Source organism: Pseudomonas sp. I8001 (assembly GCF_013385345.1).
Taxonomy (GTDB): Bacteria; Pseudomonadota; Gammaproteobacteria; order Pseudomonadales; family Pseudomonadaceae; genus Aquipseudomonas.
Genome location: NZ_JACAQC010000021.1, coordinates 40,992 through 52,941, shown reverse-complemented (window position 1 = coordinate 52,941; position 11,950 = coordinate 40,992). Strand labels below are relative to the sequence as shown.

Below are 11,950 nucleotides of genomic sequence, written 5' to 3'. Positions count from 1 at the left end.
ATGCCCACGAGACTGAAGGCAACTGTCCTGCGGAGTTGCCCCGATGAAGCTGTATTTTTCCCCGAATGCCTGTTCCCTCGCCTCCCATATCGCGCTGCGGGAATTGGCCCTGCCGTTTGAATTGATTCGCGTCGACAACCAGAAAAAGCTCACGGCTGACGGTGATGATTTCCTGCAGATCAATCCCAAGGGCTATGTGGCCGCACTGCAACTGGACAACGGCGAGGTACTGACCGAAGGTGCCGCCATCCTGCAATACCTGGCCGACCGGGTACCCGCAGCGGGCCTGGCGCCGGCCAATGGCAGCTGGGAGCGGGTGCGTTTGCAGGAGTGGCTGAACTTTGTCTCCAGCGAGATTCATGGCGGGCTGGGAGTGTTGTTCAAGGACGCGATTCCCGATGAGGTGAAGGCGCTGTTCAAGGCCACGCTGTTCAAGCGTTTTGCGATTCTGGTACAGACCCTGGAGCGCCAGGATTACCTGCTGGGCGCGCACTACTCAGTGGCGGATGCGTACCTGTTTGTGGTGCTGCGCTGGGCGGGGTTGTTTGATATCGACTTGCAGCAGTGGCCGGCGTTAGCGAAGTTTCAGCAGCGTGTCGGTGAACGCCCGGCAGTGATTGCTGCCTTGGCCGCTGAAAATCCATGACCTGAAATGCGATCAACCTGTAGGAGCTGGCTTGCCTGCGATAGCGATGGTGAATCCAACACCGCTATCGCAGGCAAGCCAGCTCCCACAGTTGATCTTCATAGTTTTAGAGAATGGGTTTCAAGCCATCGTTTTCGATGAATGCACTTAACGCCAACACATCCACCGACCCCGAACGGTCCTGATCCAGGTGCGCCACCTGGCGGCGCACCGCCTGATGAATACGCCGGGTGCCCTGCCCCAGTTGAACCTTGCCGCGCAGGTCTACCGCCTGCGCCGCCACGATCAACTCAATGCTGCCCAGCCACACCACGCGCTGCACCAGTTGCCGGGTTTTCTCGACCACCGCCAGCGCCTGCCCCGCATAATCTTCCACGCGATCCGCCACCGGCACGCTCACCGCCGGGATCGGATTGGCCAAGTGCCCGATCTCCGCCACCAACGCCGAACCGGTGCGCTGCAAGGCGGCCATGCCCACGTGCCCGGGCTGGTTGATCAGAAAGCGCGGCAGTTCACTGGAAGCCGGCGACAGCAACTTGGCAATCCGCTCGGCGCTGCACACCGCCACACGGCTCAACGCCAGGCCCAAGCCTTCGGCCGCCAGCGCGAGATGGGTGCTGTCGAAATTGGCCGTGGCCAGCACCAACACGTCTTCGCTGATCAACGCCGGATTGTCCGCGCCGCTGGCCAGTTCCAGTTCGATCAACTCGCGTAACGCCTGCACTGCCTGTTGTGCCGCGCCTTGAACCACCGTGGCACAGCGAAAGCTCAGCGGGTCCTGTAGCCGGCGCGGGTTATCGGCCAATTCGCCGCCCGCCAGCAATTCCAGCAACGCCGCTGATTGGCCGCTTTGCCCCGGCGCCAGGCGCAACCGCGAAGCCCACGGCTGGAACGGACTGAGGTTGGCCCGATAGCCTTCACACGACAACGCCAGCCCCGCCAACATGGCCTGCAATGCCTGTTCGGCCTCGGCCACCAGCAACGCGCCAAGGCCGATGCTCGCGGAGTTGGCCGACACCAGCGCCAGGCCATCCTTGCCCGTCAATGGCACGTTCAGCGCCAGACTCAAATGCGCCAACGGCGCCAGGTCGCTCTCGCCCAGCGAGCCGAGCAACGGCACCGCGGGCTCCATGCCGCAGTTGAGTAACGCCAACAGCGCCTGCGCCGCACCCGGCGAAATACCCGAACGCCCCTGGGCCAACCCCGCCAGGCGGGCTGCGGTGATCGCGCGTAATTCCTCACGCGTGGCCAGGCGGCCAACGCCCACCGCACGCCCCAAAGGAATGTTTGCCTGCACCGGCGCAACCTGCGTATCCACCGCCGCACCGAGGCCGGTGGTCACCCCGTAAATCGGCGTGCCTTCAGCCACCAGACGCAGCAACAGTCGATGCCCTTCGTCGATACGTTGGCGGGCCGCATCGCTGAAGTCAGCCGGCGCGTCTTGGCGGGCAATCGACAGCAAATCCTCAATCGTCAAACCGGCGGGATCGAAGTGAATCATGCCCAGCGCAACCGCTGGCCGATCCCCAGGCGTCTGGATTTTTCCAGCAGTGCGTGGCCCAGGGCGATATCGCTGAGGCTCAAGCCACGGTGCCAGAACAGAATGGTTTCCTCGGGGGTTTCCCGGCCGGTCTTCAAGCCGGCGACGATCTGCCCCAACTCGGCATGCAAGGTCTCGGCGCTGAGTTTTCCGGCGTCGACGTGGGCGCGCAATGCGCCGAACATCCCGCCCTTGCACTGGCCCCAGTCGTCCACCACCAGCTTGTGCATGATGTCGGTCAACGACAGTTCCACCGCGCTCATGGTGCCGTAGGGCACGACGAAGGCACCGGGCTTGATCCACTCGGTGTGCAGCAACGGTTGCGGCTGATCCAGGCGTGAAGCTTCCACCACGATGTCGGCGCCGCGCACCGTGGACTCCCAGTCGTCGGTGACAATCACCGGCTTGCCGAGGTCGCGGCGCAGGCGTTCGGCGAAGGCTTCGCGGCTTTCACTGCGGCGCGAGTGCACGCGGATTTCGTCGAAGTCGAACAGGTGGTCCAGCAGCCGCACGTTCCAATACGCCGTGCCACGGGCACCGATGTGCGCGAGGACTTTACTGTCGGGACGGGCCAGGTATTTGGCACCGATGGCGGTGACGGCGCCGGTGCGCATGTCGGTAATCGCCGAGGCGTCCAGGATGGCCTTGGGGATGCCGGTGGCCGGGTCCAGCAGGTTGAGAATCGCCAGTTCCGAGGGCAGGCCCTTGCGGTAGTTATCGACAAAGTCGCCCACCACCTTGACCCCGGCGTAGCCGATTGCGCCGCCCAATACACCGCGCAGCACGTTGAAGTGGCCGTTGATTTCACCGCCGGGAATCAGGTGCATGCGCGGCTCGATCACCGCCTCGCTGCGGCCCTGGATCGCCAGGCTGGATTCGATGGCGTTGAGGATTTCGTCGTTGGTCAGGGCCAGTTCGTCGATGTCCAGGCCGTTGAGGAAGTCGATGTAGATCGGTTGCATGGTCTGCTCACTGATGGGTTGCGAAGGTCGATGCTGAAGATGCTTTTATGGGGTGAGGGAGATTGCTTTGGGGAGGGAGCTTGTTGTGGTGAGGAGCCTGTTGTGGCGAGGGAGCTTGCTGTGGCGAGGGAGCTTGCTCCCGCTGGAGTGCGCAGCGCTCCCGCTTTTTTTGGGGCCGCTACGCAGCCCAGCGGGAGCAAGCTCCCTCGCCACAACAGCTCTCTCCCTAAAGCAAACTCCCTTGCCACAGCAAACTCCCCCCCACAGCAAGCTCCCTTGCCACAGGGATCAAGTTAAGGGGCCTTGAACACAACCTGCTGCACATCGACCTTTTTCGGGATCAGGCCGTTGGCAAAAAACGCGTCGGCGGTACGTTGCTGGTTGGCGATATCCACCGCTTCCAATGGCCGGCTCGGCGTCGGCGAGCGGTGCTGGAAGTAACTCTCCACCACCGCCGGCTGCAAGCCCAATGTCTTGGCCATCAGCGCGACGCTTTCGTCATGCTGGTCCAGCGACAACCGCTGCGCCTGGGCAAACACCTTGAGAATCGCCGCAATCGCCTGCGGGTGCTGCTTGGCAAACGGCCCGCTGGCGATGAAGAAACTGCCCGCCGGGTTCAGCCCCTGGCCATCCCCCAGCACCTTCGCCGAACCGTCCACCACGGCCGCCGAGTAGTACGGGTCCCACACCACCCAGGCGTCGACCTTGCCTTGTTCAAACGCGGCACGGCCGTCGGAGGGCGACAGGTACACCACGTTCACGTCCTTCCATTGCAAGCCGGCACGCAACAAACTTTTGAGGAACAGGTTGTGGGCGCTGGAACCCTTGAGCAACGCCACGCGCTTGCCCTTGAGTTCGGCCACGCTTTGCACGGTGCTGTCCTTGGGCAGCAAGATGGCTTCGGTGCGCCCGTCATTGGGCTCGACGCCGATGTAGCGAATGTCGATGCCGGCAGCCTGGGCGAAGATCGGCGGGATGTCGCCGATATTGCCGATGTCGATGCTGCCGCCATTTAGGGCTTCGATCAGCGGCGGGCCGCCGAGGAATTCGATCCACTCGACCTTGGTGCCCGGCAACCCTTGCTCGAACAGGTGATGCTCACGGGCGAGCACCATGCTCACCGAGCTTTTCTGGTAGCCGACGCGCAGGGTGGCCGGTTCTGCCGCCAGCAGCGGCCCGGCGCACAGTGCCAGCAGTGTGGCTGCGATGAACTTGCGCATCAGAGACTCTCCTTGACCTTGGCCGCGACGTCCGCCGGCACCCACTGCTGCCAGACCTGCGGCTGTTCTTTCAGGAACGCTTCGGCCACCTGGCGCGGCGCGGTACGTTTCTCGGCCATTTGCGCGAGGATGCCGTTGAGCAGGTCAATCGGCAGGTCGACTTTTTCAAAGAACGTCACCAGTTGCGGGTACTGCGCCTTGAACGGCGCCGACACGCCAATCGCCAGGTGCGCTGGCATCGAACGAGTACCGATGGGGTGCGGGTTGTTGGCGTCGGCCAGGGTCTTCCAGGCTTCGGCGTTGAACGGTGGTTCTTCCAGTTTGATCAACTTGAAGCGCCCCAGCAGTGGCGTCGGCGACCAGTAGTAGAACAGCACCGGCTTGCCGCGACGGATCGAGGATGCAACCTCGGCATCCAGCGCCGCGCCGGAGCCGGTACGGAAGTTGACGTAGCTGTCGGTCAGGCCATAGGCCTTGAGTTTCTGGCTGTTGACGATCTCCGAGGTCCAGCCGGTGGGGCTGTTGAGGAAGCGCCCACGGGTCGGGTCTTCGGGGTCGCGGAACACGTCTTTGTAGCGGGCCAGGTCGGCGACGGATTTAAGCTCCGGGGCCAGGGGTTTGATGCCCCGTTCGGCGTCGCCCTTGATCACGTATTCCGGCACCCACCAGCCTTCGGTGGCGCCTTTGACGGTGTCGCCCAGGCCGAACACCTTGCCTTCGCTTTCGGCCTTGACCCACGCCGGACTGCGCCCGGCCCACTCTTCGCCGATCACCTGGATATCGTCCTTGGCCAGGGCGGCCTCCAGGCTCACGGTGCTGCCGGGCAAGGTGTCGGTGGGCAGGCCATAGCCTTTCTCGACGATCAGGCGCAGCACTTCGGTGATCAGGCTGCCGCTTTCCCAGGTGATGTCACCGAAGTGGATCGGTTTGGCAGGTTCGGCGGCCGTGGCTGATTGTGCCAGGACGGTGAGTGCCAATAGCGAGCCACCGAGCAGGTTCTTGATTGTTTTCATGTGTTACCTCGTGGTGATTCCATGAAGAGTGCTCTTGTGGCGAGGGAGCTTGCTCCCGCTGGACTGCGCAGCAGGCCCAAAGTGCTTGGGGCCGCTACGCGCCCCAGCGGGAGCAAGCTCCCTCGCCACAGGTTTTGCATCAGGGTTTAAAAGTCATAACTGAGCCGCGTGTAGTAAAACGCCCCTTCCGGCGCCGTCGGCGACAGGTAGCTGTATTGCTGGCCCGGGGTCTGGCGCAAACGGGTGTTGTAGTCGTCAGGCTTGCTGTCGAACAGGTTGTTGACGCCCACCGACACCCGCAGTTGTTTGGTGAAGGCGTAGTTCACGTCCAGGTCGGTGGTCCATTGCGCGCCGAAGGTCTGGTCGTACTGGGCGTTGGCTTCGCTGGACGCATATTTGCGGTACTTGCCGTAACGGGTTTCGTTGAGGGCGATGGTCCATTGGTTGAGCTTGTGGACCGCGCCAAACACCAGCTTGTCTTCCGGGTAACCGTGCTCCAGGAAGCCACGGGATTCACGGGTCAGCACTTCGAAGCCGTTGGGGTTTTCGTGGACCTTCTCGATGGTGGTGCGGGCCTTGGTGTAGCCCGCCGACAGGTTCAGGTTGCCGAACTGCTCAAGGTCCAGGTTGTACTTGCCCACGATGTCGACGCCACGGGTGCGGGTGTCGGCGGCGTTGGTCATGAACTGCGCCCAGGAGTACTGGCCGTAGCCGGCGTCCTTGAGGATCTGCTCGGCCAGCGGCCCGGAAATGCCACCGCTGAACAGCAGGCGGTCACGAATCGAAATCTGGTAGGCGTCGATGGTCAGCGAGGCCTGGTCGGTTGGGCGCAGCACCAGGCCCAGGGAGAAGTTGGTGGACTTCTCGGGCTTCAGCGGCTGCGCACCGAGGGCACGGGCGGCCGGGTTGTCGGCCGGCAGCATGCGGGTCAGCACCGGGTTGCCGTTGGCGTCGAGGTTGGTGGTGGTGGTCCAGGAGGTGCCGATCTGGCCCAGGCTGGGCGCGTGGTAGGCATTGTTGACCGTGGCCCGCAGGCCGACTTTCGGGGTGAAGTCATAGCGCGCCGAGAGTTTGCCGGTGGTGGCTGAACCGAAGTCCGAGTAGTGCTCGGTACGCCCGGCAATGCCCACCTGGAGCTTGTCGGTGACCTGGTTTTCCAGGCCGAAATACACGCCGCCCACATCACGCTTGAAGGTGCCGGCGTCATCCGGGGTCAGGCCCGAAGCCTGCACCGCGCCAACCTGCACGCCGTCGATGCCACCGTAGGAATAGGAATCGTAGTCGCCGGCCTCCAGCCGGTATTGCTCATGCCGGTAGGCGACGCCCGCTGAAACGGTGAGTGGATGGCTCGACCAGTCGACGTTCAGATCCTTGGCGTAATCCAGGGTGATGTTGGTCTGGTCGTTGACCAGGGTGGCGACGTTGAACTTGGTCGGGCTGTTAATCCCGTAGCTCGGGTTGACGGTGTTGAAAGCCAGTTCGTCGTGCTCGTCGCGGCCATAGGTGGCGCTCAAATCGAAGCGGCCGATGCTCTCGTCTTCATAGCGGGTGCCGACGGTGACGGCGCCGTCTTCATAGCGATAGCGGTATTTCGGGATGGTGCCGTTGGGGTAGATCCCGGCCACGTTGTTCGGGCTGCTGGCCAGCAGCGGCGGCGTGTTGTTTACCGAAGTGTCCTGGCCGAAGGTGGCGAAACTGTAGAGGCGCCATTGGTCGTTCAGGCCGATTTCGGCGTTGGCCGCCAGGTTGTATTTGTCGCGCCCGGCACCGCCCCAGCGCGGGTCTTGTACCTGGCCGTCGGCGACGTATTTGTCGCCGATGTCATCGGGTTTGTTGTTCAGGGTGTTGAAGCTCAGGGTCAGGAAACCATCCCCCGGCAAGCCGATGCCGTACCAGCCATCGGTGGTTTTGCTGAAGCCGTCGCCCTGGGCGTATTTGCCCAGTTGGGTGTTGATGCCGCCACCGCTGTCGCGCTCCTTGAGCACGATGTTGACCACCCCCGCCACCGCGTCCGAACCGTATTGCGCCGAGGCACCGTCGCGCAGCACTTCGACGTGGTCGATGGCGCTGATGGGGATCATGTCGAGGTCCACCGGCTGCGCGCCAATGAACGGCACGCCACCGGAAATGTTCACCACCGCCGAGGTGTGCCGGCGCTTGCCGTTGATCAGCACCAGGGTCTGGTCCGGGGACAAGCCGCGCAGGGAGGCGCCTTTCGGATCCTGGCCGCGGGTGGCGCTGTTGTTCTGTGGAAAGTTGAACGAGGGCAGCAGTTGGAACAGCGCCTGGTTAAGGCTGGTGGCGCCGGTTTGCTTGAGTTCCTCGGCGTTTATCACATCCACCGGGGCGCTGCTGGTCAGGGCCGTGGCGTCGCTGCGACGGGTACCGATGGCGACCACACGGTCGAGGGTCGGCGCCTGGGCTTCGGCGGTTTGCGCCTTGATGCTGTTGCTGGCAGGCGCGACTTTGGCGCCTTCCTTGATGATGAATGCACCGTCCGGGCTGACCTGGACTTGCAGGCCGGTGCCCTTGAGCGCGGCGTCTACCGCCTGTTGCGCCGACAGCGAACCGTCGACCCGCGCCGAGGAATAGTTGCCCAATTGTGGCGTGAAGGAAATCACCTGGCCGCTCTGGCGGCTGATGTTCAGCAGCACTTCATCCAGCGGGCCGGGCGCGATGTGGTAGACCTGGCGCGCCTCTTCGGCGCTGGCAGCGAAAGACAGGAACAGACTGGCCAACGGCACCAGGGCAAAGGTTCGAAGCGGTGTACGGTTGAATGGGCTCACGTTGGCTCCCCCCAAGGAAACTCCTGAGCGCTGCTCCCCGCAGCGCTTACGGGAGTGATGTGGGATGGCCGGGGGAAAACTTGCAGATCGTTTGGTTATGGCGTTAGAACCGACATTCGGAAACGACGCGGTCAACTGTGGGAGCTGTCGAGCTTTAGCGAGGCTGCGATGGTATCGCTGCGGTACATCTGAGAGGCCGAGGTGCTCGCATCGCAGGCAAGCCAGCTCCCACATTGACCGAGGTGAACCGTTTTCAGGTGGCACTGACGGTCACCCACAACCCGGTCCGGCGGGTGATGTGGATCGGCAGGGTGCGTGCCAGGGTGTCGAGGATCTGGTCGGGATTGTCGAGGCGGTACAGGCCGCTGACCCGCAACCCTGCCACCGCCGGATCGAGGCGCAGCACACCGTTGTGATACGGGCGCAGTGCGTCGATCACTTCCACCAGCGGGCGGTCGCGCACTTGCAGGAAACCGTCGATCCACGCCGTCGCCCCCGAGGAACTGGCCAGCACCGGGCCGAAGCCGAAGCGGTCATAAGTTACCTCGTGCCCGGCCTCCAGTTGCAGGCGTTCGCCGTTCTGGCCGTCGATCTCCAGGGCGCCGTTGAGCGCCACCACATGGCCCTGCCCTTCGCGCTCGCGCAGCAACAGGCGATTGCCCAAGGCATGCAGTCGAGCTTGATCGGTCTGGATGAAAAACGGTCGGTTGCTGTCCCTGGCAATCTTCACCAGCAACTCGCCATCGCGCAGGCGCACCACGCGGTGTTGCGGGTCGAACTGGATGTCGGCGGCACTGCGGGCGTTGAGCAGTAACTCGCTGCCATCCGCCAGCTCTACAGTGCGCCGTTCGCCGGTGCCGGTGCGGATATCGGCGGTCAAATCCTCCACCACCGGCCGGGCCAGCCAACCGGCGCCCAGCATCAGGCCAGCGCCCACCAGGGCGCCGCGCAATACGGTGCGGCGGCTGGATGGCGCGTCCAGTGCCTGCTGCAATACCTTGCCGCTGACGCCTTGGGCCTGCGGAATTTGAAACACACCGAGGCGGGTTTCCAGTTGTTGGCACAAGGCTTCGTGACGCGGGTCTGCGGCGCGCCACTGATGGTAACGCTGCCAGTCGGCGGCACTCGCCTCGCCGGAGCGCAGCAACACCACCCAGCGAGTGGCGCTGTCGATCAGGTCGTCGCTCATTCCAGGCACAGCCGCAGGCAGCGGTTGACGGCGCGGGTCATGTAGTCGCTGACCGAGCGTTGGGAAATGCCCAGCTCGGCCGCGATTTCCGGGTAGGTCAGGCCATTGAGTTGCGACAGCAGAAAGGTCGCCTTGACCTTGGCCGGCAAGCCGTCGAGCAACTGGTCGATGGCCTGCAGGGCTTCGAGCATCTGCGCCAAATCCTCAGGGGATGGCGCGGGCGAGGTTTCGTCCTGGTCGAGGGCGTCGAGGTAGGCGCGCTCCAGGTCACGGCGACGCCACAGCTGGTACATCAGGCGTTGGGCAATGGTGGTGAGCAAGGCGCGTGGCTGGCGGATCGGCGCCACGCCCGGGGAACTCAGGAGCTGGACGAAGGTGTCGGCGGCGATGTCTTCGGCGTGGGCACGGGAATCGAGATGGCGGTGCAAACGGCCGCACAGCCAGTCGTAATGACTGCGGAATAATCCGCCCACGTAATCGCTGTGAGAAGTGTCGGCGCCGGACATAGTGGCTCCATCTGAGTAGGTTGCGCGTTATGTCCGGTGTTCCGGTGGAGCGATCCTAGCAAGGCTGCTTATTCTTTAATAATATTTAAAAGGTATTTTTATATAACCAATCGCTCACACGCTCTGCGTGGGAATGCCGCCTTGGACGCTCTGCGTCTGCTTTGAAATCGTGACGCAGAGCGTCACAGGATGCATTCCCACGCGGAGCGTGGGAACGATCATTGGAGGCGTGGATAACCCAAGGCTTTTGCCTGCTGCCGGTAATCCAGCAGCACCTGGTAATCCGCTTCGGTGGCGGGCAGCACTTCGTGTACGCCGAGGGTTTGCACCACTTCGGGCAGATTCTGCAAGGCCAGGTTCATGACCTCCCGCAGGTGTTCACTTGAGCCCGACGCGCTGATGTAAGGCAGCGTCGGGCTGGGCGCGCTGCGGGTGACGACCCTCAGCCCGGCCACTTCCTCTGGCGCAAAACGGGCGAGGTAGTCGTAGGTCACGCTGTCGATGGCGGCAAGGTCAGCGCGGTTTTCCCGCAGCCAGCGCAGGCTTTCGCGATGGGCGCCGCTGATGCCGACTTCGGCAAAGAACCGACCGCCCTGCTGCAGCGGCGCCAGGCGTTCGCGCAGCAGGTTCATGCCGCTGTTGGAGTCATGGCCGTTGATCACGCCGCGGCTGTCTTGGAAGTCCGCCAAGGCAACGCGGGGACTGTCGTCGCGGGTCAGCAGCAGGCTGCAATGCTGGCCGCCGCTGCTGTGGGGCAGTTCGTAGCGCGGGCGGCCAATCACCTGGACTTGCCCGCGCAGCTCGGTCATCAGCGGGTAGCCGCAAGTTTGCGTCAGCAGCAATTGCGGGGCACGCCACAGGCTGCGCAGGTCGAGATGATCAGCCTTGCGGCGGGTCGCGCCCAGGCGCTCAAGGATGCGCGAAAGCCAGCGCTCATTGGCCTGTTGCACCTGCTGCGGCGCCACGTACATCAGCAGTTCGGCGTAGCGGTCACTCATGGTCGTCTCTCAAGCAAAGGGGTGCCGTGGGCTGTCGATGGCCTTGAGCCCGTGACGGCCGATCAACTGGCCGTAACCCTGCACCAGGAACCCGCCGCTGCGTGCCACCCATTGCTCGCGGCGCGCGCGGTACACGGCGGGCAGCAAATACCACGGCAGCTTCGGCAAGTCGTGATGCACCAGGTGCAGGTTATTGTTGAGGAACAGCCAGGTCCACGGCCAGGCGGCTTCGTTAAGCACCGTGCGCTGTTCCGGTTGTGGGTGCGGGCGATGCTCATAGTAGGAACGGATCGCCGCCACCGACAAGGCCGGCACGCTGACCAGCGCCACGTAGTGCCACACCGGCAGCACGCTGTAGTGGGCGATGAAGGTCAGCATCAGCACGGTCACGGTGCCATGGCTCAGCCACATCAGCCACGCCTGGCGCTGGCCTTCGCGCAGACGCCTGACCTCGTTGCGCGCCAGCTTCCACAGCGCCAGCGGCGAACCCAACAGGAAGCGCCCCAGGACGGTCTTGGTCAGCCAATGCAAGGTGCGCTCGAACAGCGAACTGTCGTCCCACTGCCGCTGATTCAGGTAGCGGCTTTCCGGGTCGACACCGGGCACCGTCAGGTCTTCGTCGTTGTGGTGCACCAGGTGGCAGTTGCGGTACAGGGTGTAGGGGTACCAGACGGCAAACGGTGCGTAGCCGAGGAGTTTGTTCAAAGCAGTGAAGCGGGTGGGATGGCCGTGCAGCAGTTCGTGTTGCAGGGACATCCACAGCGTCACGAGCGGGATCAACAGTGCGGTACTCAGCCACAGGCCAAGCCAGTGGCTGGCGAGGATCACCGCAAACCAGCCGGCATAGACGCCGATCAACAGCAGCCAGGTCGGCCACTCGGTGCGGGCGGTAAAGGTCTGGGCCAGGGCTTCGATTTCCCGGCGCTGGGTTTCATCAAGGTAGTTGGACATCGGCAGCTCAGGGCAGGCGTGGCCGACGAAAAAGTCGGCTTCATCCTGCTCTGTGCAATGGGGCGGGAAAATCTTGCAGATCGTTTGGTGCTTAGCTTAGAACTTAATGACCAAACAGGTTGCTGTCGGTTTTCTTGGC

At 63.4% G+C, this 11,950-nt stretch carries 10 protein-coding genes; 1 reads left to right on the top strand and 9 read right to left on the bottom strand.

Going from position 1 to position 11,950, the window contains the following annotated elements; all coding sequences use genetic code 11:
• Positions 1–43: 43 nt before the first annotated feature.
• Positions 44–646, top strand: coding sequence for a glutathione transferase GstA (gstA, locus tag HX839_RS15940; protein ID WP_177067305.1), 603 nt, complete (start codon positions 44–46; stop codon positions 644–646).
• A gap of 106 nt (positions 647–752) precedes the next feature.
• Here the strand turns inward: gstA and HX839_RS15935 are convergent, their stop codons facing one another.
• From HX839_RS15935 to HX839_RS15895, 9 genes are all read right to left on the bottom strand, one after another.
• Positions 753–2,147: an aromatic amino acid lyase gene (locus HX839_RS15935; protein WP_177067304.1), complete on the bottom strand. Its 1,395-nt coding sequence runs from the start codon at positions 2,145–2,147 to the stop codon at positions 753–755.
• Positions 2,144–3,148, bottom strand: a complete 1,005-nt coding sequence (locus tag HX839_RS15930) for an ornithine cyclodeaminase family protein (RefSeq protein WP_134327210.1) — start codon at positions 3,146–3,148, stop codon at positions 2,144–2,146. Before HX839_RS15930 ends, HX839_RS15935 begins: the two co-directional genes overlap by 4 nt.
• A 293-nt stretch (positions 3,149–3,441) precedes the next feature.
• Positions 3,442–4,368, bottom strand: a complete 927-nt coding sequence (locus HX839_RS15925; RefSeq protein ID WP_087693173.1) for an aliphatic sulfonate ABC transporter substrate-binding protein — start codon at positions 4,366–4,368, stop codon at positions 3,442–3,444.
• A complete protein-coding gene (locus HX839_RS15920) occupies positions 4,368–5,381 on the bottom strand; it encodes an ABC transporter substrate-binding protein (RefSeq protein ID WP_003213067.1) in 1,014 nt (337 codons plus the stop codon). Before HX839_RS15920 ends, HX839_RS15925 begins: the two co-directional genes overlap by 1 nt.
• A gap of 146 nt (positions 5,382–5,527) precedes the next feature.
• Positions 5,528–8,167 (bottom strand): TonB-dependent receptor, encoded by a 2,640-nt coding sequence (locus tag HX839_RS15915; protein WP_177008467.1) that lies wholly within the window; start codon positions 8,165–8,167, stop codon positions 5,528–5,530.
• A 253-nt stretch (positions 8,168–8,420) separates the two neighbouring features.
• Positions 8,421–9,356, bottom strand: coding sequence for a FecR domain-containing protein (locus tag HX839_RS15910; RefSeq protein WP_008431601.1), 936 nt, complete (start codon positions 9,354–9,356; stop codon positions 8,421–8,423).
• A complete protein-coding gene (locus tag HX839_RS15905) occupies positions 9,353–9,862 on the bottom strand; it encodes a sigma-70 family RNA polymerase sigma factor (RefSeq protein WP_003213062.1) in 510 nt (169 codons plus the stop codon). The genes HX839_RS15910 and HX839_RS15905 overlap by 4 nt, the downstream gene beginning before the upstream one ends.
• A 218-nt stretch (positions 9,863–10,080) precedes the next feature.
• Positions 10,081–10,860: a phosphate/phosphite/phosphonate ABC transporter substrate-binding protein gene (locus HX839_RS15900; RefSeq protein WP_177067303.1), complete on the bottom strand. Its 780-nt coding sequence runs from the start codon at positions 10,858–10,860 to the stop codon at positions 10,081–10,083.
• A gap of 9 nt (positions 10,861–10,869) precedes the next feature.
• Positions 10,870–11,811: a fatty acid desaturase gene (locus HX839_RS15895; protein ID WP_177067302.1), complete on the bottom strand. Its 942-nt coding sequence runs from the start codon at positions 11,809–11,811 to the stop codon at positions 10,870–10,872.
• Positions 11,812–11,950: the final 139 nt, after the last annotated feature.

Bases quoted from the DNA above. Each gene is read 5' to 3' on its own strand.
- gstA (WP_177067305.1), top strand. From the start codon at position 44: ATGAAGCTGTATTTTTCCCCGAATGCCTGTTCCCTCGCCTCCCATATC.
- HX839_RS15935 (WP_177067304.1), bottom strand. From the start codon at position 2,147: ATGATTCACTTCGATCCCGCCGGTTTGACGATTGAGGATTTGCTGTCG.
- HX839_RS15930 (WP_134327210.1), bottom strand. From the start codon at position 3,148: ATGCAACCGATCTACATCGACTTCCTCAACGGCCTGGACATCGACGAA.
- HX839_RS15925 (WP_087693173.1), bottom strand. From the start codon at position 4,368: ATGCGCAAGTTCATCGCAGCCACACTGCTGGCACTGTGCGCCGGGCCG.
- HX839_RS15920 (WP_003213067.1), bottom strand. From the start codon at position 5,381: ATGAAAACAATCAAGAACCTGCTCGGTGGCTCGCTATTGGCACTCACC.
- HX839_RS15910 (WP_008431601.1), bottom strand. From the start codon at position 9,356: ATGAGCGACGACCTGATCGACAGCGCCACTCGCTGGGTGGTGTTGCTG.
- HX839_RS15905 (WP_003213062.1), bottom strand. From the start codon at position 9,862: ATGTCCGGCGCCGACACTTCTCACAGCGATTACGTGGGCGGATTATTC.
- HX839_RS15900 (WP_177067303.1), bottom strand. From the start codon at position 10,860: ATGAGTGACCGCTACGCCGAACTGCTGATGTACGTGGCGCCGCAGCAG.
- HX839_RS15895 (WP_177067302.1), bottom strand. From the start codon at position 11,811: ATGTCCAACTACCTTGATGAAACCCAGCGCCGGGAAATCGAAGCCCTG.